Origin of the sequence: Prauserella cavernicola (genome assembly GCF_016595675.1) — a bacterium.
Classification (GTDB): domain Bacteria; phylum Actinomycetota; class Actinomycetes; order Mycobacteriales; family Pseudonocardiaceae; genus Prauserella_A; species Prauserella_A cavernicola.
Window position 1 is genome coordinate 37,894 of record NZ_JAENJH010000006.1, and the last position, 20,076, is coordinate 57,969.

Genomic DNA, 20,076 nt, shown 5'->3' on the forward strand with positions numbered 1-20,076 from the left:
AACGCAGATGTGCCGGCTGGAGGAGCGCGTGGAGAACTGGCAGCACATCGCGGCTCTGGCGCGTCAGGCCGCGGACCTTCTTCCCGGACCGCCTCCGGCCGACGACCGCGAAGGCTACCAAGCCTGGGAGAGTCTGGTCCTGAGCGCGGCTGCGCGGATCGGTGTCCTCGCCGGCGCCTCCGGCGCGGTCCCGGCGACCCTCGGCTCCCGTGCGCGGCACCGCCTCGATTGGCGGGCACTGCTCGGCCTCGCATCGGTGGAGCTGCCCGAAGGGGCGTTGCACCTCGGTTCGTAGCACGACTGGCAACGGTGATCGAGGACAGCTGGTTCGTCCGGGCGTTCTCTGCTTTTGCTATGTTGCCGCAACGGTGTTGCGCTACCATGTTCCGGTACGAGTGGCAGTCCGGAGTGGTCTCCGACCACGATTGGCCGCCGCGACACGGATACCGAGGCTTGAGGGTGGGTGGACATCGTGGCTCGCGATCGCACGGCCAGGACCCGCATCCGGAACTACTTGGTCGGGCAGGGGCCTGTCGATGACCCTTCCGGGCACGCGACGAGTGTGCTCAAGGATCTGATCGGTTACGAGGGATCGGGCGTCGCCTTCATCCAGCTGATCGCCGCGATGGACCGGGACGGGGAGATCGCCCGGGAGATCCGGGGCAAGCGCACCTACCGCATTTCGGCGACGCCCTCTGCCACGCGCGCCGCGGTTCCGCAGCCCGCGCCTGTCCGGCCGGACGCGTTGACGGTCCCGCTGTCGCAGGCGACGGACGTGGAGGACGGCGTCGTCCGGATCGACTACGACAAGCTCGCCCGCGCCGTGGTCCGGCAGTTGTCGGGCGTCGCCGCGAGTCCGACCGGCGAGTCGCACGAGGAGATCACCGCCGACATCGAGGCCTTGCGCGCGGAGCGGGACCGCATGATCGAGGAGCGCAACGAGTACGCCCAGCGCCTGCAGACGGCCAGGGTCAAGCTCGACGAACTGCTGGGAGTGTCGGAACAGCGGGAGCACGAGATCAAGGCGTGAGTTCGGGACACGAGAAGGGGGCCGGGGCATCCCGGCCCCCTTTTTCTTCGCGTGGTCAGCTGAAGGTCTTGGCGCCGAAGCCGACCTCGCGGGACATCCGGTCGGTGTCGGCGCCGTGCCGGGGTGCGGGGTGCGCGGGAACCGGCGCCGCGGCGGAGAACTTGATGGGGAAGCCGGCCACCTGGACGCCACCGGAGTGCTCGGCGTCGGGCAACTTCATGCACATCCCGCGATGCTGGGCCTGGTCGTGCCCGAACGCGCTGGTCAGGTCGACCACGACCGCACCGGGGAGCTTGTGCTCGAAGAACAACCGCTCCCACTCACCGGCCTCCTTGGTGAGCAGCTGCTCGTCCAGCAAGGCGTTGAGCGCTGTTTCGTTCTCCCGTCGCAGGGGCTCGGTGACGAACCGAGGGTCGTCGCGCCAGTGCGGCACTCCTGCGATCTCACAGAACCGGCCCCAGAACTGCGGCGTGATGCACATCGTGAACCAGCGGTCGTCCGCGCACTTGAACACCCCGAACGGCAGTGACCCGCTACCGCCACGCCGGGGTTCGGGCAGAAACGCCTTGCCCAGTGTGACGGCCTGCGGCACCCGGTAGGCCAGCAGCGCGACCTGTGCGTCGAGCAGGCTCACGTCCAGGCGCCTCGCCTCGCCCGTCCGATCGCGCAGGCGCAGCGCGGCGAGCGTGCCGAGCGTCGCGTACAGCGAGCCAGTGAGCCCGCCGATCGGGTTTCCCCAGCGCACCGGGACTTCCGGCCGGGTGTGGTCGACGGTGACGCTCATTCCGCCGCCGAGCGCCTGGATCGCGTTGTCGAACGCCGGGTATCGGCTCCACGGGCCGCTGTGCCCGAACCCGGTGATGGAGCAGGCGATCGTGCGCGGGTTGAGCTCCCGCAACGACTCCTCACCGATACCGAGGCGGTCCAGCACGCCCGGCCGGTAGTTGTCGAGCACGACGTCGGCTTCGCGGACGAGCCTGCCGAAGAACTCGAGGCCGGGTTCGGTCTTGAGGTCGGCGAACACGCTCGACTTGCCCCGGTTGAGCCCGTGGCGAAACGCGGCCTCCCTGGTGGAGTCGGGATAGGGCTCGAGGTGCCTGCTCGCCGGGCGGTCGACCCGGATCACGGTCGCGCCGAGATCGGCGAGCAACTGCGCGGCGAACCCCTTGCTCGGCTCGTCGCCGTTGAGTTCCAGCACCACGGTGCCGTCCAGCGACCGGCCGAGCTCTCCCCGCGGTTGCGCGGGCGGCGCGGAACCAGCGCGCGGTTGCGTCGCGTAGCTCGACTCCGCGAAGCGGCCATCCGCGGTCCGGGCCGCGTGCACCACCCCCGCGGCGCACAGCTCGTCCAGTTCGGCGTCGGTCGTGCCCAGCAACGCGGACAGCACCGCGCGGGTGTCGCTGCCCTCACGGCTCGGCGCGCGCCAGTGCTCGGAGTCGCTGAACTTCAACGGGTCTCCCGCCACGATGGCGCTACGGCCGTGGTCGTCGCCGATCTCCACCGCCATCCCACGCGCGACCACCTGCGGGTGGCTGAACACCTCCGCGACCCGCAGCACCTTTCCGCCGACCACCCCGGCCTCCATGAACCGCGCCTGCAGCTCGTCCGCGCTGTGCTCCAGGAACACCGACCGCAGGATCGACACCAGCTCGTCGCGATGGGCGTGCCGGGCGAGCTGGGTCCTGAAGCGCTCGTCGGTCGCGAGGTCGGGCCTGCCGAGGATGTCGCACGCCGCGCTCCAGGCTCGCTGGCTGATACAGATCGCGAGCCAGCCGTCGCGGCACTCGAAGTTGCCGAACGGCACCGTGCCCTGGCCGCCCTCGAAGGGCGACGGCTCTGGCTCCTCTCCCATGCTCAGCGCCTGCGGAACCCGGTAGGTGTTGAGTGCGAGCATCACGTCGAGCATCGACACGTCGACGTGCTGGCCTGCTCCGCACCGGTCGCGGTGCAGTACCGCGGCGACGATGCCGATCCCGCAGAACAGCCCGGCGAACAGGTCACCGATCGGGATGCCCCAGCGGACCGGCGCCCCAGCCCCGTCCAGGCGGGTGTAGTTCATCGCCCCCGACATCGCCTGCACGATCGGGTCGTAGGCGGGCATGGTGGACCAGGGCCCGCTCTCCCCGAACCCGGTGAGCGAGCACGTGATGATCGACGGGTTGTGCCGGACGAGCGCCTCGCGGTCGAGTCCGAGCCTGCGCATGACGCCCGGCCGGAAGTTGTCGAACACGATGTCGGACACCGAGACCAGCCGCTCGACCAGCTCCCGCCCGCGTGGGTTCTTCAGGTCGACGCACACCGAGTGTTTGTTGCGCCCGATGCCCCAGGTGAAGGCCTCCGCTTCGGTCAGTGCTCCTGGACCGGCGTCGGCGTGGGCCTGCCCGGCCGGGAGCGCCTGGATGCGGATGACCTCGGCGCCGAGATCCGCGAGCAGCTGGGACGCGAACGGACCGGACACCACCCGGGAGAAGTCGAGGACGCGGACTCCGGCGAGCGGCCGGGCGGAAGAAGTGTGAGCCATAGTAGCTCTGAGCATAGGTAGGCATCCACCCAAAACACAACATTGAACACAATAGCAAACGTCACAGTGGGAGCGTGGACTGGTGTGCGCTGTGACGGAGCCCTGTTCCGGGGAGCCTCCCGTGTCGGCTCTAAACATGTTCTAATGTTGGTCGCTGTAGTGATCGTGATGAAAGGCCGTCCAGTGACCGACAGTGCGAATCCGGGAAGCCTCGCCGGAGTCCGAGTCCTCGAGTTCGGCGACCAGAAGGGCGAGTACTGCGGCCTCGTGCTCGCGGGCCTCGGCGCCGAGGTGATCAAGATCGAGCCGCCGTCGGGCGCCGCGAGCCGCAGCACGGGCCCCTTTGTCGACGACATGCCGGATCCCGACCGCTCGCTGCACTTCTGGGCGTACAACCGCGGCAAGAAGTCGGTCGTGCTCGACCTGGACGAGCCTGCCGGCGTCACGCGGTTCGCCGAGCTCGCGGGCGAAGCCGACGTGGTGCTCGATGCCGGCGACATCGACCATCTCGACGAGCGGGGACTGGGCAGCGATGCGCTGCGGGCTCGGTTCCCCGCGCTGATCTACGCGCGCATCACCCCCTTCGGCGACACGGGCCCCCGGCGGAACTGGAAGGCCTCGGACCTGGTGCACCTCGCGCTGGGCGGCCCGGTGATGAACTGCGGCTACGATCCGGACCCCGCCGGCGGCTACGACCTGCGGCCGATCGCTCCGCAGCTCGGGCACACCTACGCCATCGGCGGTGAGCAGATGGCGTTCACCATCGTCGCCGCGCTGATGCGCCGGGCCACCACCGGAGAGGGCCAGTACCTGTCCTGCGCGCTGCACGAGGCGGTCGCGAAGAACACCGAGGGCGATCTCATGTCGTGGGTCTGCCTGCGCACGCCGTTCAACCGGCAGACCTGCCGCCACTCGGCGCCGGGTGTGTCCCGGCATCGTTCCATCTTCGCCAGCAAGGACGGCCGCTACACGCTGGCCAGCACCCGGAACGCCACGCTGCTCAAACCGTTCCTCGCCGAGCACGGCATCGGCGCTCCCGACGTCAGCGACGGCAGCGACGAGAAGGAGAAGGACTCGCGCGTGCTGCCCGGCATGGAGGGCGGAGCCGCGCGCAACATGGACGCGGTCGAGCACACCGTCCGCCGGTACCTGCACGAGAACGTCCCGTGGCGGCAGGCGCAGGAAGCCGGCCTGATGTGGGTGCCGGTGCGCAAGCCGCACGAGAACGCCTACGACGAGCACTGGTTGCAGCGCGGCACCTACACCGAGGTCGAGCATCCCGAGCTGGGCCGCAGCTTCCGTTATCCGGTGAGCAAGTGGATCAGCACGGGAAGCGGCTGGACCACCGGCCGCCGTGCGCCGCGGCTCGACGAGGATCGCGAGTCGGTCTTCACGACGAGCCCCCGGAACCCGGTCAAGCCGGTGCCGGTGCCCGAGCCGGAACAGCTGTCCGTGCACGGTCGACCGTTCCCGTTGCAGGGCGTGCGGATCCTCGACTTCACGTGGATGCTCGCTTCCGCGGGCGCGACCAGGTTCCTGGCGTCGCTCGGCGCCGAGGTGATCAAGGTCGAATGGCACAAGAACCTCGACCCGCGCCGTGGTGGGGCGCCGGAGGGCGGGCGCGAGGCGCGCGAGCGGGCAACCGGACCGGTGCCCTCGCGCTGGCCAGCCGACCTGGGCGGCCCGGTCGGTGCGCAGTACAACAACAAGAACCCCGGCAAGCGCGGGATCTCGCTCAACGTCAAGCATCCCGAGGGCCTCGCGATCGCCAGACGGCTCGTCGGGCAGAGCACCATCGTCGCGGAGGGCTTCTCCCCGGGCGTGATGGAGAGCTGGGGACTCGGCTACGACGTGCTGCGCGAGATCAAGCCCGACATCATCTACGCCAAGCAGTCCGGGATGGGCACGGAGGGTGTCTACGGGCGCTTCCGGACCATCGGCCCGGTCGCACAGGCCTTCGCGGGCACATCGGAGATGAGCGGGCTGCCCGATCCGTTCCCGCCCGCCGGCTGGGGCTACTCCTACCTGGACTGGTTCGGCGCCTACAGTTTCGCGCTCGCGATCCTCAGCGCGCTCTACCACCACCAGCAGACCGGGCAGGGACAGGCGATCGACGCCTCGCAGTGCGAAGTGGGTCTGTTCATGACGGCCGTGCCCACGCTGGACTTCCAGGTCAACGGGCGCGAGTGGAAGCGAGCGGGCAACCGCTCGCCGTACGGGACCGCCGCGCCGGAAGGCATCTACCGGTGCACTGGCGCCGACCGGTGGATCGCGATCACCTGCGAGACCGAGGACGAGTGGATCGCGCTGGCGAAGCAGGCCGGGCGCCTGGAGTGGCTGGAGCGGCCGGAGTTCGCGACGGCGGAGGCCCGCGGGCGGCATCGCGGTGACCTCGACAAGCTCGTCGAGGAGTGGACGAGCGGGCAGGACGCCTTCGAGCTGATGGAACAGCTGCAGAACGCGGGCGTTCCGGCCGGTGTCGCGCAGAACGCGGAGGACCGCGTCGAGCGCGACCCGCAGCTGGCCGCGCTGGACTGGCTCACCGAGCTGAACGCGACCGACTTCGGACGTTGGCCCGTGGCAGCGCCGTCCGTGAAGCTGAGCGACACCCCACAGCACGCGGGCGGGCCGGTCGACGCCGGTGCGCCCACCTACGGCGAGCACAACCACGAGGTCTACGGACGGCTGCTCGGCCTGTCGGCCACCGAGGTCGACGCGCTCGCCGCCGAAGGCATCATCTGAAGGGGCGGTACATGACGAGCCAACCGCGCGGAGCCATCCGCGGCCGCTCCGCGATCGTCGCGGCGGGCAACACCGAACAGGGCACCGTGCCCGGCATCTCCGCCGACGAGATCGCCGTCGAGGCACTGCGTCTCACACTGCGTGAGAACGGAATCCAGAAGTCCGAAGTAGATGGTCTGATCACGTGCAAGTCATACGGCGGCTTCGGTATCGACACCGAGATCGGCAGGCTGGCCGGGCTCAACCCCGGCTACAGCGCCACCCTCGACTACGGCACGTGCAACTTCTCGCTGCACCTGGCGTGCGCGGTGATCGACGCAGGCCTGGCGAGCACGGTCGCGATCGTCTACGGCACGAACCAGCGCAGCAGCGGCAACCGGTTCAGCCATCCGCTCGGCCGCCAGGACGAGGCGTCGGTGTACGGCTTCCTCAACGTCGCGGGCCCGGCCGGCATGGCATTCCGCAGGCACCAGCACCGCTACGGCACCACGGAGCGAGACCTGGGGCACATCGCCGTGTCGCAGCGCCGGTACGCGCGGGACAACCCGCTCGCGATCTTCCGCGAACCGCTGAGCCTCGACGACTACCTGGCCCAGCCGTATCTCGTGGAACCGTTGCGCCGGGCGGATCTCTGCATGATCTCCGACGGTGGAGCCTGCCTGATCGTCACGAGCGCCGACCGTGCTGCGGATCTGTCCGACAAGCCGGTGCACGTGCAGGGCATCGCCCAGCAGACCGGGCTGCGTGACCGGCAGAACGCCGACCAGTGGATGCGGCCGTGGATCGAACGGGTCGCCGAACGGATCTACCCTGCCGCCGGGATCGAGCGTGCCGACATCGACGCCCTCTACATCCAGGACCCGACGAGCGTGTGGGTGCTGCAGATGCTGGAGCTGTACGGGTTCGTGCAGCCCGGCGGTGTCGGCGAGGCGTTCCGCAATGGTGAGGTCGGGTTCGGCGGGAAGCTGCCGCTCAACACGAACGGTGGGCAGCTGTCCGAGGCGTACATGTGGGGCTTCCTGCACCTGTGCGAGGCGGTGCGGCAACTGCGCGGTGAGGCAGGCGAGCGCCAGCTGGACGGGCTGCGCACGGCGCAGTACTGCTCGACCTTCGGGTTCATGAAAGCGGCCAGCACGATCCTCAGCACGGACAGGAGCTGACATGGACGCCACGACGGACGGCTCTGTGTTCTGGGACCAGGCCGGCAACGCGACGCTGACCTTCCAGCACTGTGACGAGTGCGGATTCGTCCGATGGCCCGCCGCGGGCGTGTGCCCGGAGTGCCTGGGCCGCGGGTTCACCTGGAAGCCGGTGGAGCCACGGGGAACCGTGTGGAGCTGGGTGGTCTACCACCGCGCGTACGACAAGTCCCTGCGGGAGCGGATCCCGTACAACGTCGCCCTGGTGGAGCTCACCTGCGGGGTACGACTGCTGACCCGGCTGACCGGGTTCGGTTCGGCCGACCCGGTGGGAGCCGCTGTGGAAGCCACGTTCGAGGACATCGCAGGCACCGGGCTCGTCCCGGTCTTCGCCCCGGCGGCAGGAGGCACCGCATCGTGAGCGACCTGGAGGACCGGCTGGCCGCGGTGGAGAAGCGGCTCGGCGAACTGGAGGACGAACGGAGGATTCGGGAGCTGCTCTCGCGTTACGGCTACTACGCCGACGCCTGCCTCGACGACGAGTACCTGGCGTTGTTCACCGAGGACGGTGCGATGGACGTCTCCAGGGGCGGCACCGACGACCCGTACGCGGTGCTGCGCTGGGAAGGCCGGGAGGCGATGCGGACGTTTCTCACCGACCGGACGGCCGCGCACGGCGACGGGTTCGCCGGGCGGAGCCTGCACCTGCAAGGCAACAACCTGACCGTCACGGTGCGCGGCGACACCGCCGTGGCCGCCGGGTACTCGTTCATCTTCCACCAGGACGGTTCCCGGTTGAGACTGCTCAGCGCGTCGACGAACGAATGGCGGCTGGTCAAGGCCGATGGTGAGTGGCGGATCGCGGTGCGCAAACGTCGGATGCTCGGTGCGCCCGACACGGCCGAGGTGCTGACCTCGACGGAGCGGGCCTGAGATGCCCCAGCCGCTGGAGGGCATCACCGTCGTCACGCTCGAACAGGCGGTGGCCGCACCCTTCGCGACCCGGCACCTCGCCGACCTCGGTGCGCGGGTGATCAAGATCGAGCGTCCCGGCGTGGGGGACTTCGCGCGCGGGTACGACCGGACGGTGCACGGACAGTCGAGCTACTTCGTGTGGCTCAACCGTGGCAAGGAAAGCATCGAGCTCGACGTCAAGGAACCGGGTGACCGGGCACTGCTGGGCACGATCGTGGAGCACGCGGACGTGTTCGTCCAGAACCTCGCGCCCGGCGCGGCTGAGCGGCTCGGCCTCGGCGCGGGCACACTGCGTGCCGCACGGCCGAGCCTGATCCACTGCTCGATCTCGGGGTACGGCCCGTCGGGTCCCTACCGGGCGAAGAAGGCCTACGACCTGCTGGTGCAGTGCGAGACCGGGCTGGTGATGTCGACCGGTACGCCGGAGTCACCGTCGAAGGCGGGCATCTCCATCGCCGACATCGCCACCGGCATGTACGCGTACAGCGGGATCCTGACCGCGCTGTACGAGCGGGAGCGCACAGGGCAGGGCGCGAGCCTGCACGTCGCGATGATCGACGCGCTCGGGGAGTGGATGAGCCAGCCTGCGTACTACTCCAGCTACGGGCAGGAACCGCCGCGCCGCACCGGAGCGCGGCACCCGTCGATCTCGCCGTACGGTCCACACCGGACCGCCGACGGCAAGGTGTTCCTGGCGGTGCAGAACGACCGCGAGTGGCGCGTTCTGTGCCGTGAGGTGCTGCGGCGTCCTGAACTCGCCGACGACGAGCGGTTCCGCACCAACACCGACCGGGTCGGGCACCACGACGAGCTGACCGCCGTGATCGAGGAGTCGTTCGCGCAGCAGCCGGTCGAGCAGGTCATCGACCAACTCGACCGCGCCGGCATCGCGACCGCGCGGCTGCGTACTCCCGAGGCGTTCACCCGGCATCCGCAGCTGACGGCTCGCGAGCGCTGGCGCGAGGTCGCCACACCGGGCGGCGCCGTGCGAGCCCTCGTGCCGCCGGTCGAGGTCGCCGGGCGGGAGCCGGCGATGGCCGCGGTGCCGGCGCTGGGCGAGCACACCGACGCGATCCGGGCGGAGTTCGGATTCGGCGAGCAACAGAGGAAGGAACCGTGATGTCCGGGCTCAGCGAGGACGAAGCCGCGATCGTGGCGCTGGTTGGCGAGTGGGTCGACCGCGAGGTGCGGCCTGCCGCACAGGAACTGGACCACACCAACACCTATCCGGAGAAGCTCATCGAGCAGATGAAGCAGCTGGGGATCTTCGGGCTCGCGGTGCCCGAGCCGTGGGGCGAGGCATCGGTGTCGGCGCAGTGCTACGCGGCGGTCACCGAGGAGCTCGCGCGTGGCTGGATGAGCCTGGCCGGCGCGATGGGCGGGCACACCGTCGTGGCGAAGCTACTGGTGGCATTCGGAACACCGGAACAGCAGGACCGATATCTGCCGAGGATGGCGACCGGAGAGATCCGGGCCACGATGGCACTCACCGAACCAGGCGGCGGCTCGGACCTGCAGGCGATGCGGACCGTCGCGCGCAGGGTGGCCGACGGCTACGTGGTGAACGGGTCGAAGACGTGGATCACGAACGCACGGCGGTCGCAGCTGGTCGCACTGCTGTGCAAAACGGATCCCGCGGCGACACCGGCGCACAAGGGAATCAGCATCCTGCTGGTGGAGAAGGGGCCTGGTTTCCACGTCTCACGAGACCTGCCCAAGCTCGGTTACAAGGGCGTCGAGAGCTGCGAGCTGGCTTTTGCCGATTTCCAGGCTCCAGCCTCCGCCTTGCTCGGTGGCGAGGAGGGCCTCGGGTTCGGGCAGATGATGCGCGGACTGGAGATCGGCCGGATCCAGGTCGCCTGCCGGGCACTGGGAGTGGGACGTGCGGCGCTGGAGGACTCTCTGCGGTACGCGCAGGAGCGCGAGTCGTTCGGCAAGCCGATCTGGCAGCACCAGTCCGTCGGGAACCACCTGGCCGACATGGGCACGAAGCTGGAGGCCGCGCGCCAGCTGGTGCTGTATGCCGCACGCCGCTACGACTCGGGGGAGCGGGCGGACCTGGAAGCCGGCATGGCGAAGCTGTTCGCCTCGGAGACCGCGATGGAGATCGCGCTGAACGCGGTGCGGGTCCACGGCGGCTACGGGTACTCCACGGAGTTCGACGTGGAGCGGTACTTCCGCGATGCGCCCTTGATGATCGTGGGCGAGGGCACGAACGAGATCCAGCGCAATGTCATCGCGCGTCAGTTGGTCAAGCGCCATCGGATCGGCTAGCGCCGAGGTGGGAGCCCTGTTGCCGGCGGGGCACGCACTGCGCGACCGCGTCACCGGTGGCCGTCGGCTCCGTGAGCCGACGGCCACCGGTGACGCGGCTGCTCGGCCGAAGTCACGAGGGCTCGGAGCGCCTGGCCGCTCAGCGCGGTGTGAGCAGCGCGCCGAGCTCCTCCCACCTGTCCTTGATCTCGTCGACCACGTCGTCGCTTCGCAGCCAGTCGTTCGAGCGCAATAGCTGGGTCGTCTCCCGGTACTTGACGTAGCGGTCCTTGTCGAGCGACGCCCACACCGCGAGCCGGTCGGAGAACTCCAGCGAGCCGGCGGACTCCGACTGATCCTGTGGCCGGCCGTCGACGGTCACCTCGACACCGGGGATTCGGTAGTCCAGCGCGGTCGAGGAGTTCCAGCAGAACGTCACGAGTTCGCTGGTCCTGTCGTAGAACCGGTCAGCCAGTCCTCGCAGGGTGCCAGGTCGCTCGCGCAGGTGTGCGGCGATCTCGTGGGACAAGGCGCGTGCGCTGAGCGCCGCCACCGTCATGCCCTGTCCGTACACCGGATTGAACGCGGTCCACGCGTCACCGATGGTGAAGAAGTTCTCCGGTCGCTCCGCCGACCCCGCGTAGTCCCGCATTCGGTTGGTGGTGTCCCGCCAGATCAGGATGCGCTCGGGATACTCGATCTCCGAGAGGGCCTGGTCCAATTCGGGAACGCCGATGCTCCCCACGAACTCCTTGAGGTCGGCCTCCTTGCGCGGAGGGTAGTCACCTGCCGAACCCTGCACGGTCAGGATCCAGCGTCGCTCGCCCTCCACGACCCACATGGCCATGGCCCGCCGCTCGGCTGCCGTCGTGAGCGCACCCTCGCCGTAGGGCACGCAGGCCAGAGCGCGGAAACCGGGATCCCAGTCCTGCGGAACCCGCACGAACGTGCTGGCGTAGCCCCAATGAGCGTTGACCAGCGTTTCGACCGGCCTGGGGTATCCCAGTTCGTCGAGCCACCCCGGGGCGACCGAGCGTCGGCCACTCGCGTCGACGACGAGGTCCGCCGCCAGCTGTGTGCCGTCGGCCAGCCGGACACCGGTCACGGCTCCGTTCTCGCTGAGCAGGCCGGCCACTTCGTGCCGCGGCCGGAAGCTCACGGATTCGATGGCGGAGGCCCGGTCGCGGACGACCCATTCCAGCAGCGGGCGGCTCGCCATGATGAAGGTCAACGGTGAGGAGAACCGCGGCGACCAGCCCGCCCGGTCCAGCCGCATGACGTCAGCGGTGGAGTCGAGTTCGGCCGCGCCCATCTTGACCGCGAGCGTGGAGAACTCGGGCAGCAGTTCGTCCATGGCATTGCGGCCTGCCGCCAGCAGGGCATGGAAGTGAGCGCCCTGGGGAACGCCGTTGCGCTGCTGTGGTGTCTGCGGGAACTCGTCGCGATCCAGGACGAGGACTTCCTCGAAGTGCGGAGCGACGGCCGCGGCTGTCAGCGACCCGGCCATGCTCCCACCGATGATGACGGCCCGCCTGAACTTCTCCCCGGACTCGCTGCCGACGTTGGTCGAGGACTGGCTCATATCGCGTCTCTCCTGGATCAGATAGTGCGAACGCGCGCGGCGATCCGGACCGTGCATGCGTTCGGCGTTGGCTCGCCATGGCCTGACGGTGGCGTTCGACGGCTCGGGCGGGGCCGGAGCTCGCACATTTCGTGGCCGACGTGAAGTTATGTTACTACTATGTTCATATGGTCGTCCAGCGCGCTGCCGCCGGACCGCAGCGAAAGGATGCCGATGACCCCACGCGTGGAGCAGTTCGCCATCGAAGCGTCCGACAGCGAGCTGGACGACCTCCGGCGACGACTTCGGTCGACGCGATGGGCCGCCGATCCGCACAACGACGACTGGCGCTACGGCACCTCCCGGGCCTACCTCGCGCCGCTGGTCCAGTACTGGATCGACGAGTACGACTGGCGTGCCCAGGAAGCGAGGATGAACAGGTTCGAGCACTACCGGGTTGAGCTCGACGGCGTGCCCGTCCACTTCCTGTATCGCCGAGGCGCGGGCCCGGCTCCGGTGCCACTACTGCTCACGCATGGTTGGCCGTGGACGTTCTGGGACTTCGCGGACATGATCGAGCCTCTCGCCGACCCCGAGGCGTGGGGTGGCCAGGCGGGCGACGACTTCGACGTCGTCATTCCGTCGTTGCCGGGCTTCGGCTACTCGTCGCCGCTCACCGTGCCCGGTATCGGAGTCGCGGCCACCGCGCGGTTGTGGCGACGGCTGATGCGTGAGGTGCTGGGCTACGAGCGATTCGCCGCCCTCGGGGGCGACTTCGGTGCGGTGGTCACCCAGCGCATGGCACAGGACTTCCCGGCGGATCTCATCGGCGTTCACCTCAGTCGCTACCGGCGGCCGGCAGGCGCGGCCGGAGTCGGTGTGTCGGTGGCCGGTCCGCAGGACTACGGCCCCGACGAAGCCGGTGATCATGAGCGGGACCGGGCGGGCGCCGCGCTGGTGGCCAGTCACCTGGCGGTACACAGCCACGATCCGCAGACTCTGGCGTTCGCGTTGAGCGACTCACCGGTCGGCCTCGCGTCGTGGCTGCTCGAACGTCGCCGCAACTGGTCGCAGTGCGGCGGTGATCTCGAGTCGGTCTACTCGCGTGACGACCTGCTGACCGGCGTGATGATCTACTGGCTGACCGGGACGATCGGCTCGTCCATGCGCTACTACTGGGAGTCCGCGCGGGAGGACGCGCCGCCACCGGAGAACTCCCGGATCGAGGTGCCGCTCGCGATCGGTGTGCTCCCGGGTGACGTCAGTGCGCTTCCCCGGCTGCACGCCGAGCAGGACACGGATCTACGGCGCTGGACCCGCTACCCGCGTGGTGGCCACTTCGGACCGGCCGAGGTTCCCGAACTGATAGTGGCGGACCTTCGTGAGTTCTTCCGGGCCCTGAGGTGAGTGTCCCTGTCTCGCCTGCCCCTAATAAGGTTATTATTATGTTCAACATGCTATGCGCTCAAGCTTGCCAGTTTGGGGCGGATTCCTCCTTCACGCCGGACGCTGACGACGAGATTGGCGGTCAACGATGCCCGAGGTAGTCGACGAGCAGCGCGTCGTTGGCGACTCAGAGGAGGTGAGGCTGCTCTGTGTGGCCCGCAAGGAGAAGCCGGCGTCCGATGTCGTCCTGCTCGAGCTGCGGGACCCGCAGGGACGGGACCTGCCGGCCTGGGAGCCGGGTGCGCACATCGATCTGCTGCTGCCCGGCGACATGGTCCGGCAGTACTCCCTGTGCGGGGATCCGTCGGATCGGCGGTCGTGGCAGGTCGCGGTACTTCGCGAGCCCGAGGGGCGGGGCGGCTCCGTCCACGTGCACGACGAGCTGACCGAGGGCGCGTCGCTGGAGGTGCGGGGCCCGCGCAACAACTTCACGCTGGACCCGGCCGAGTCCTACATCTTCATCGCCGGCGGTATCGGTGTCACGCCGTTGTTGCCGATGATCCGCGTCGCGCAGCGGCGGGGCGTCCGGTGGGAACTCGTCTACGGCGGGCGCACGCGGGCGAGCATGAGCTTCGTCGATGAGCTGGAGGACCGGTACGGCGAGTCCGTCACCGTCCGGCCGCAGGACGAGTTCGGCCTGCTGGACCTGACCGGCCTGCTCGGCACGGTGCGTCCGGGGACCGCTGTTTACTGTTGTGGTCCCGAAGCGTTGCTGCAAGCGGTCGAGAACGCCTGCGAACGCTGGCCCAGCGGTGCGCTGCACGTCGAGCGTTTCGCGCCGAGGCAGCTGGAAGAGCCGGTGCTGTCCGAAGCGTTCGAGGTCGAACTGACGCAGTCCGGGATGACCCTGTCGGTGCCTCCGGACAAGAGCATCATGGGAGTGCTGGAGGAGAACGGCGTCCAAGTGGTGTCGTCCTGCCAGGAGGGCACCTGTGGTGCCTGCGAGACCGTCGTCCTGAGTGGACAACCGGAACACCGTGACTCTCTGCTGACGCCTGCCGAGCGGGAGACGAACGAGACGATGATGGTCTGTGTCTCACGTTCGCTCTGTCCGCGGCTGGTGCTCGACCTCTGACTCTCAGTGATGCCCCAATGCGGCTTCTGCTGCTGTCTAATTATCCTCAAGTTAAGCTATGTTGGCAGGGTCACATAGTTAGGCAGTGATTCCACCACACGACTGCTTGGAGTTGAGCATGACCACAGACGTTCCCCTCGACGACTTGCGAGGCACGCACCGGCGTGACTACGACCCGTACGGGAACGTGCCGATCGCCGAACAGCTGGACGAGCTCGCGAAGCGGCGCGACGAGCTGCCCGTCAGCTATTCGGCGCGGGGCAACGGGTGCTGGGTTCTCACGCGCTACGACGACATCGCGAGCGTGCTGCGTCGGAGCAACCGGGGATTCGTCAGCTTTCCCAACGATCCCGATGGGGTGAACTCCTCCGGCTCGGAGGACGGCATGATTCCGATCGAGCTGGATGGCAAGCGGCACCGCGGGTTCCGCGCGATGCTCGATCCGGCGTTCTCTCCCCAACGGGTGGCCAGCCTGGAGGGCGACCTGCGCGCCTGGGCCAATCGCTTGATCGACGACTGGATCGAGGACGGCCGCTGCGATTTCGGCAAGGGGTTCGCGCTGCCCTTCCCCGGGGTTACGGTCATGAAGATCATGGGCTGGCCGGAGGAGGACGTCGAGCGGCTCAACGGCTGGGTCGACGTCGTGATGCACGGATTGCCGGGAGCGAGCGAGGACGAGGCCAACGCCGCGCGAGCGAAGGCTCATGGTGAGGTCAGGGACTACATGTTCGCGTTGATCGCCGAGCGCAGGGCGGCGCCGCGACGGGACGACGTCACCTCGGCGGCTATCGACGCCGAGGTCGATGGCAAGAAGCTTTCCGACACCGAGCTGTTCGACCTGTTCCTGCTCATGATGCTGGCGGGTCTGGACACGGTGCAGAGCGTGCTGGGGCAGAGCATGGTGCACCTGGCGCAGCACCCTGAGCAATGGGCACAACTGCTAGACGAACCCGGCCGGGTGGAGTCCGCCGTGGAGGAGTTCGTCCGGTGGGCCACCCCGCCGGTGCCGACGCGCACAGTGACCCAGGACTCGGTCGAGGTAGGCGGGCTCACGTTGCCCAAGGGGGAGCGGGTGCACTTCCCGCTGGCTGTCGCCAACCGGGATCCCGCTCACTACGACAACCCCGACGAGGTGAAACTCGACCGGTTCGTCGATTCCAGCACCAAGCCCCACGTCGGTTTCGGCATGGGCCCGCACCGCTGTGTCGGGGTGCATCTCGCCCGGTTGGAACTGCGCATCGCCTACGAGGAGCTGCGCCGTCGGCTGCCGACGTTCCGCCTCGATCCCGACCAGACGCCGCAGGAACACCTCGGGCTCGCCTGGGGTGTGAACAACGTGCATCTCGTGTTCGAACCCGGCCCGCGAGAGCTGTCCTGATTCCCTCGGTCAGGTTCAATCCATGAGGGTGCGCCGTGGCGGGTCGCGGTCGGGTAACCGGTCGCGACCCACTGCGGCGTCTACATCGGACCTGAGGTGAGTCCTTGATCGTGCCGCTGCCTCGACGATCTCCTCCGGGGCGGCAAGGCGGCCTACGAGGGTGTGTTCGTTGAACTCCGCGATGATCTCGGGGTCGTCGCCGACCGTGGGTCGTCGCCCGGCACGGGGATGCCGTGGCGTTGCGCATAGGAGTTGCGGCAGCCGTGCGCGCAGAAGCCCAGCCGGACGCCGTTGTGCACGATGGTGACGGCGTTGCCGCGGTCGGCCACTGTCATGCCGCACACCGGGTCGATCAGCTTCCCTTCGGGAGCGGGCGTCGTGGTGCCGCTTGCCTGGGCTGCGCGGAAGTCCTCGGTGAGGAAGTCGAGCACGTCCTCCGAGGTCGCCGGACGTCCGTCGAGCCCGATGTCGCCGTCGGGGACGCCGTCCACGCGTACCCAGAGGGTCCCCCGTTCGCGCTTCCAGTCGCGTGCGGTGTCCAGCCGCTGGACGGCCGTGCGCAACAGGCCGATGAAGGTGCGCCCCGCTTCGGCGCGCCACGCCTCTGGCACGGTGACGGTGAGGATCATCGGTGGCGCGGCGTCCTTCGGTGGCGTGCCGTGCCCCGTGCGCCAGTTCCGCAGCTCACGGAAGGCGATGTGGGTGGTGGTCCGTGCCCGCTGGTCCGTCTCTTCGGCATGTCCGTCGGGGGCGAGAAACAGATCGACGATGGAGTTGGACAGCACCTGGTGGTCGTTGTCGTCGAGGGTGTCCTCTGGATGGGCGATCTCGATCAGGAGCAAGGTCGTGCCCTTCTGTCGTTCCGGCTGGCTGCCGGGAGATCGCAGCGTGACAGGGCCCGTCGTGGCCGGACAATTACCTCAGGGGTCAATGTGGTGTGCTCCCCTCGGGGGCCGCGAGGTGGGCCAGGAGCTCGCGGGTGGGCTGGTCCGCGGGAAAGAAGGTCTCGATGGCGATCTCGTCGAGGGTGATGTCTCGGGGAGATCCGAAGATCGTCACGGTGTAGAGCAGCGAGAGCCGGCCGAAGCCGGTGTCGAGTAGCAGCGGGGTGACGAGGTCGGTCTGCGAACCAGGCACCTCGCGGGCGGATTGCGGGGGAGCGGGGTAGCTCTCCAACTCACCGAGCAGCTCGGCCAGCGCGGGATCGGCGGTTCGCTCGTACTGGCGACGCACGCGCCGCAGGGTGAGTGTCCGCCACTGGGCGTGGTTGACCAGCCGGCCCGACATGCCGTCGGGATGCATCGTCACCCTCAGCATGTTCAGGTCGGGCTCGCGCACGTGTTGCGGCACGTCGTACAGGAAACGGGTCATCGCGTCGTTGGCGGCGAGCAGGCCCCAGCGGGTGTCGACCGCGGCAGCGGGATGAGGCTCATGTCCTGTGAGGACCGCGTCGATGGCCGTCCGTGCGAGGTCGAGGTCGGCCAGCGGGTGCTCGGAGTGAACGGGCGCGTAGCCGGCCGCCAGGTAGAGGCCGTTGCGCTCTCGCAGCGGGACGTCCAGCTCGTCGCACAGCCGGTTGATCATGTCCTTGCTCGGCTGCGACCGACCCGTCTCGATGAAGCTCAGATGACGGGTCGAGACCTCGGCCGCGATCGAAAGGTCGAGTTGGGAGCGCCTGCGGCGCTCACGCCAGCGGCGGATGAGGACTCCCACGGCTTCGTGTTCGCTCATGTCCCCACAGTAGGGATCGTGGCCGGCCCGTGAGGAGTCATGGCCTGGGCCGCGCTCAACTGCGCTGTCCACGCCGTCACCGACCACCACCTCGACGGGCCCATCGACCGCTGGCGTGCCCTGCGCGCCGACATCCACCGCGACGCCCACGCCCACGACCCGGCGGCACTAGCAGTGACGAATACCGCATGGTTCGAATAAGTGCGTTACTCAGTTGTCCGTGCGGAGTTGTAGCGCCAAGTTCGAGTGAACGGCCGGACTCGGCCCCGCGGGTCCCTCCGGGGCCGTGCTCATGTGCCTGGAAATGGATTGGATGGGGTGATGCCGGACCTGTAGCTTGCGGTGGACCTTGACATACGTCGCGGATCCCACCGCGGCATTGGATGTTCCGTGCGTCCTGCTACGCCCCGACGGTCACGTCGCCTGGATCGGTGACGACCAGCGGGACCTGGACGACCACCGCTCCCGTTGGTTCGGCAAGCCCACCAACTGATTTCGCCTGCCCTACCGAAAGGCCGGGGAGTTCTGGACCAGTGCCTCTACGGTCGGCGCTCGGCGGTCAGGAGTCGGCCTCGGTGTCGCGCCCCGGCCGCGTGTAGCCGAGCACCAGTGAGACGACGCACGCGAGAGTCGCGAGCACGAAGGCGGCGGGGCCGAGAGTGTCGGCGACGCCGGTGACCAGCCCGCCCGCGCCGAGAAGTGAACCCGCGAGCTGGACGAGCACGACCACGGTGCCGAGCACCATGCTGCACAGCAGCGAGATCGTGAAGGTGGGCCTGGCGATCCTGCCCGCGCGCTCGCGGAACCGGTCGCCGCGCGTGCTGCCGGTGATGCTCATGTGCTGCCTCCAGGAAATCGGGTCAGAAGGTGATCGGCAGGAGTCCGCCGCCGACGAGGACGCCGAGCGCCAGGAAGGGCACGACGTAGAGCGAGACGAGCGGGACGAAGGTGCGTACGGGATCGGTGCCCGCCTGCCCCGAGGCGATGTAGATCGGTGCCCCGGAGGGCGGCGACGCCCCCTCGGTCGAGGCGAAGATCAGCAACGCCGCGATCGCGGGAGCCGGTTCGATGCCCGCCTGCGTGAGCACCGTGAACGACACGCCGCCGATGGTCGCCGTGGTGGCCGCGGCCGGCAGCGGGCCGGCGACCACGATGATCACCACGCCGATGATCAGTAGCAGCACCAGCGGCTGGGCCCGGAAACCGGAGAGCAGGGCGCCCAGCTCGGCTCCGAGTCCGAGCGTGGCGAGCACTTCGGACGCGGCGAAGGCGAACACGACCGTCGCGCCCACGGACAGGAACTGCGGTGCGGTGCGCTCGAAGAGGTGGTAGACCTCCCTGGGCCGCCGTGGCAGCGAGCGCAGCCCGAGCAGCGCGCTGATCACCATCATCAGAATGGGGATCCACAGGATGATCTCGATCGACTCGAGTGCCGCCGCACCGATGTAGCCGGTGAGCGCCTCGGCGGCAGGGCCGGTGGTCAGCACCAGCGGGATGGCGATGCCCAGGAAGATGAGAAACGTGGCCCAGCCGCGCCGGAACGCCTGGCCGAACGGTTCCAGGCTCGCGGTGTCCAGCCCGGTGATCCCGTTGCGGCGCACGAAGAAGTACACGATCAGCAGCCGGTAGAGCATCACCCAGCCCGCCGCGACGACCAGTGGCAGTGCCACGTCGTCGAGCGACACGAACGGTGCCACCGAGCTCATCCCGAGCAGCAGCAACAGCGACGGGCTCGGCGGGATCACGTGCCCGATGCCGGAATTGCCCGCGACCAGCGTCGCCGCCACGTGCGAGGGCCAGCCCGAGCGCTTCATCCACGGTACGGTCACCGAGCCGATCGCCGCGGCGTTGGCCGACCCACCGTGTGAGATAGATCCGAACAGCCCGGAGGCCACTGTGGACACGTATCCCGCGCCGCCGGGTAGCCGCCCGAGCACCGAGTTCAGGATCGCCACCATCCGGTTGATCGTTCCGGTGACCTGGAACAGGATCCCCATGAACACGAACGCGGTCACCGAGAAGATCAGCGGGTTGAGCGCCGTCTCGACGAGCGAGCTCCAGGCCAGCGACGGTGCCGACGTGCCGCCGAACAGGCAGAGCACGACAAAGCCGATCAGCATCGACTCGCCGATGTTGCGGCGCAGCGCCGCCACGGCGACGATCACCGTCGCGAGGTAGACGATCAGGCCGATGAGGGCGACGCCCATGGCTGTTCCTCCTTGAAC

General features: G+C 68.8%; 18 protein-coding genes and 1 pseudogene. 13 read left to right on the plus strand and 6 right to left on the minus strand.

Features of this window, described 5'->3' with window-relative positions:
• Positions 1–28: 28 nt before the first annotated feature.
• A complete protein-coding gene (locus JHE00_RS22545) occupies positions 29–295 on the plus strand; it encodes a hypothetical protein (RefSeq protein WP_200321401.1) in 267 nt (88 codons plus the stop codon).
• A gap of 177 nt (positions 296–472) precedes the next feature.
• Complete coding sequence (locus JHE00_RS22550; protein WP_200321403.1) at positions 473–1,030, plus strand: hypothetical protein; 558 nt, start codon at positions 473–475, stop codon at positions 1,028–1,030.
• 55 nt (positions 1,031–1,085) lie between these two features.
• Here JHE00_RS22550 and JHE00_RS22555 read toward each other — a convergent pair whose 3' ends face one another.
• Entirely contained in the window at positions 1,086–3,551 is a 2,466-nt protein-coding gene (locus JHE00_RS22555) for a CaiB/BaiF CoA transferase family protein (protein WP_200321405.1), read from the minus strand.
• Positions 3,552–3,734: 183 nt separating this feature from the next.
• Here JHE00_RS22555 and JHE00_RS22560 point away from each other — a divergent pair, with 183 nt between their 5' ends.
• From JHE00_RS22560 to JHE00_RS22585, 6 genes are read left to right on the plus strand one after another with little or no spacing between them, the layout of a single operon-like run.
• Complete coding sequence (locus tag JHE00_RS22560; RefSeq protein WP_200321407.1) at positions 3,735–6,293, plus strand: CaiB/BaiF CoA-transferase family protein; 2,559 nt, start codon at positions 3,735–3,737, stop codon at positions 6,291–6,293.
• A gap of 11 nt (positions 6,294–6,304) precedes the next feature.
• Positions 6,305–7,453 (plus strand): thiolase family protein, encoded by a 1,149-nt coding sequence (locus JHE00_RS22565; protein ID WP_200321409.1) that lies wholly within the window; start codon positions 6,305–6,307, stop codon positions 7,451–7,453.
• A gap of 1 nt (position 7,454) precedes the next feature.
• Positions 7,455–7,853 (plus strand): Zn-ribbon domain-containing OB-fold protein, encoded by a 399-nt coding sequence (locus tag JHE00_RS22570; protein ID WP_200321417.1) that lies wholly within the window; start codon positions 7,455–7,457, stop codon positions 7,851–7,853.
• On the plus strand, positions 7,850–8,365 hold the full coding sequence (locus tag JHE00_RS22575) for a nuclear transport factor 2 family protein (RefSeq protein WP_200321419.1): 516 nt from the start codon (positions 7,850–7,852) through the stop codon (positions 8,363–8,365). The genes JHE00_RS22570 and JHE00_RS22575 overlap by 4 nt, the downstream gene beginning before the upstream one ends.
• A 1-nt stretch (position 8,366) precedes the next feature.
• Positions 8,367–9,527: a CaiB/BaiF CoA transferase family protein gene (locus JHE00_RS22580; protein ID WP_200321421.1), complete on the plus strand. Its 1,161-nt coding sequence runs from the start codon at positions 8,367–8,369 to the stop codon at positions 9,525–9,527.
• The gene (locus JHE00_RS22585) at positions 9,527–10,681 is read left to right on the plus strand and encodes an acyl-CoA dehydrogenase family protein (protein ID WP_200321423.1); all 1,155 of its coding nucleotides are present in this window, start codon (positions 9,527–9,529) and stop codon (positions 10,679–10,681) included. The genes JHE00_RS22580 and JHE00_RS22585 overlap by 1 nt, the downstream gene beginning before the upstream one ends.
• A gap of 139 nt (positions 10,682–10,820) precedes the next feature.
• Here JHE00_RS22585 and JHE00_RS22590 read toward each other — a convergent pair whose 3' ends face one another.
• Positions 10,821–12,242, minus strand: coding sequence for an FAD-dependent oxidoreductase (locus JHE00_RS22590; protein ID WP_200321425.1), 1,422 nt, complete (start codon positions 12,240–12,242; stop codon positions 10,821–10,823).
• A gap of 213 nt (positions 12,243–12,455) precedes the next feature.
• Between JHE00_RS22590 and JHE00_RS22595 the strand changes: the two genes are divergently transcribed.
• The 3 genes from JHE00_RS22595 to JHE00_RS22605 all read left to right on the plus strand — a co-directional run bounded on the left by JHE00_RS22595 (position 12,456) and on the right by JHE00_RS22605 (position 16,120).
• Positions 12,456–13,628: an epoxide hydrolase family protein gene (locus JHE00_RS22595; RefSeq protein ID WP_200321427.1), complete on the plus strand. Its 1,173-nt coding sequence runs from the start codon at positions 12,456–12,458 to the stop codon at positions 13,626–13,628.
• A gap of 127 nt (positions 13,629–13,755) precedes the next feature.
• Positions 13,756–14,742, plus strand: coding sequence for a PDR/VanB family oxidoreductase (locus JHE00_RS22600; RefSeq protein ID WP_200321429.1), 987 nt, complete (start codon positions 13,756–13,758; stop codon positions 14,740–14,742).
• Between the two features lie 118 nt (positions 14,743–14,860).
• Positions 14,861–16,120, plus strand: coding sequence for a cytochrome P450 (locus tag JHE00_RS22605; protein WP_200321431.1), 1,260 nt, complete (start codon positions 14,861–14,863; stop codon positions 16,118–16,120).
• Between the two features lie 152 nt (positions 16,121–16,272).
• Here JHE00_RS22605 and JHE00_RS22610 read toward each other — a convergent pair whose 3' ends face one another.
• On the minus strand, positions 16,273–16,962 hold the full coding sequence (locus JHE00_RS22610) for a hypothetical protein (RefSeq protein WP_200321433.1): 690 nt from the start codon (positions 16,960–16,962) through the stop codon (positions 16,273–16,275).
• Between the two features lie 85 nt (positions 16,963–17,047).
• The gene (locus JHE00_RS22615; protein WP_200321435.1) at positions 17,048–17,851 is read right to left on the minus strand and encodes a helix-turn-helix domain-containing protein; all 804 of its coding nucleotides are present in this window, start codon (positions 17,849–17,851) and stop codon (positions 17,048–17,050) included.
• A 39-nt stretch (positions 17,852–17,890) separates the two neighbouring features.
• Here JHE00_RS22615 and JHE00_RS22620 point away from each other — a divergent pair, with 39 nt between their 5' ends.
• Positions 17,891–18,052 carry a hypothetical protein gene (locus JHE00_RS22620; protein WP_200321437.1) on the plus strand — a complete coding sequence of 54 codons (162 nt, stop codon included), beginning with the start codon at positions 17,891–17,893 and terminating at the stop codon, positions 18,050–18,052.
• Positions 18,053–18,206: 154 nt separating this feature from the next.
• Positions 18,207–18,344 (plus strand): annotated as a pseudogene (locus JHE00_RS22625) (aromatic-ring hydroxylase C-terminal domain-containing protein); the annotation flags it as partial.
• Between the two features lie 66 nt (positions 18,345–18,410).
• Here JHE00_RS22625 and JHE00_RS22630 read toward each other — a convergent pair.
• Positions 18,411–18,689 (minus strand): hypothetical protein, encoded by a 279-nt coding sequence (locus JHE00_RS22630; RefSeq protein WP_200321440.1) that lies wholly within the window; start codon positions 18,687–18,689, stop codon positions 18,411–18,413.
• A 22-nt stretch (positions 18,690–18,711) separates the two neighbouring features.
• Entirely contained in the window at positions 18,712–20,058 is a 1,347-nt protein-coding gene (locus JHE00_RS22635) for a TRAP transporter large permease subunit (RefSeq protein WP_200321442.1), read from the minus strand.
• Positions 20,059–20,076 lie beyond the last annotated feature (18 nt).

Bases quoted from the DNA above. Each gene is read 5' to 3' on its own strand.
- JHE00_RS22600 (WP_200321429.1), top strand. From the start codon at position 13,756: ATGCCCGAGGTAGTCGACGAGCAGCGCGTCGTTGGCGACTCAGAGGAG.
- JHE00_RS22630 (WP_200321440.1), bottom strand. From the start codon at position 18,689: ATGAGCATCACCGGCAGCACGCGCGGCGACCGGTTCCGCGAGCGCGCG.
- JHE00_RS22580 (WP_200321421.1), top strand. From the start codon at position 8,367: ATGCCCCAGCCGCTGGAGGGCATCACCGTCGTCACGCTCGAACAGGCG.
- JHE00_RS22565 (WP_200321409.1), top strand. From the start codon at position 6,305: ATGACGAGCCAACCGCGCGGAGCCATCCGCGGCCGCTCCGCGATCGTC.
- JHE00_RS22585 (WP_200321423.1), top strand. From the start codon at position 9,527: ATGTCCGGGCTCAGCGAGGACGAAGCCGCGATCGTGGCGCTGGTTGGC.
- JHE00_RS22555 (WP_200321405.1), bottom strand. From the start codon at position 3,551: ATGGCTCACACTTCTTCCGCCCGGCCGCTCGCCGGAGTCCGCGTCCTC.
- JHE00_RS22570 (WP_200321417.1), top strand. From the start codon at position 7,455: ATGGACGCCACGACGGACGGCTCTGTGTTCTGGGACCAGGCCGGCAAC.
- JHE00_RS22605 (WP_200321431.1), top strand. From the start codon at position 14,861: ATGACCACAGACGTTCCCCTCGACGACTTGCGAGGCACGCACCGGCGT.
- JHE00_RS22595 (WP_200321427.1), top strand. From the start codon at position 12,456: ATGACCCCACGCGTGGAGCAGTTCGCCATCGAAGCGTCCGACAGCGAG.
- JHE00_RS22590 (WP_200321425.1), bottom strand. From the start codon at position 12,242: ATGAGCCAGTCCTCGACCAACGTCGGCAGCGAGTCCGGGGAGAAGTTC.
- JHE00_RS22615 (WP_200321435.1), bottom strand. From the start codon at position 17,851: ATGAGCGAACACGAAGCCGTGGGAGTCCTCATCCGCCGCTGGCGTGAG.
- JHE00_RS22635 (WP_200321442.1), bottom strand. From the start codon at position 20,058: ATGGGCGTCGCCCTCATCGGCCTGATCGTCTACCTCGCGACGGTGATC.
- JHE00_RS22620 (WP_200321437.1), top strand. From the start codon at position 17,891: ATGGCCTGGGCCGCGCTCAACTGCGCTGTCCACGCCGTCACCGACCAC.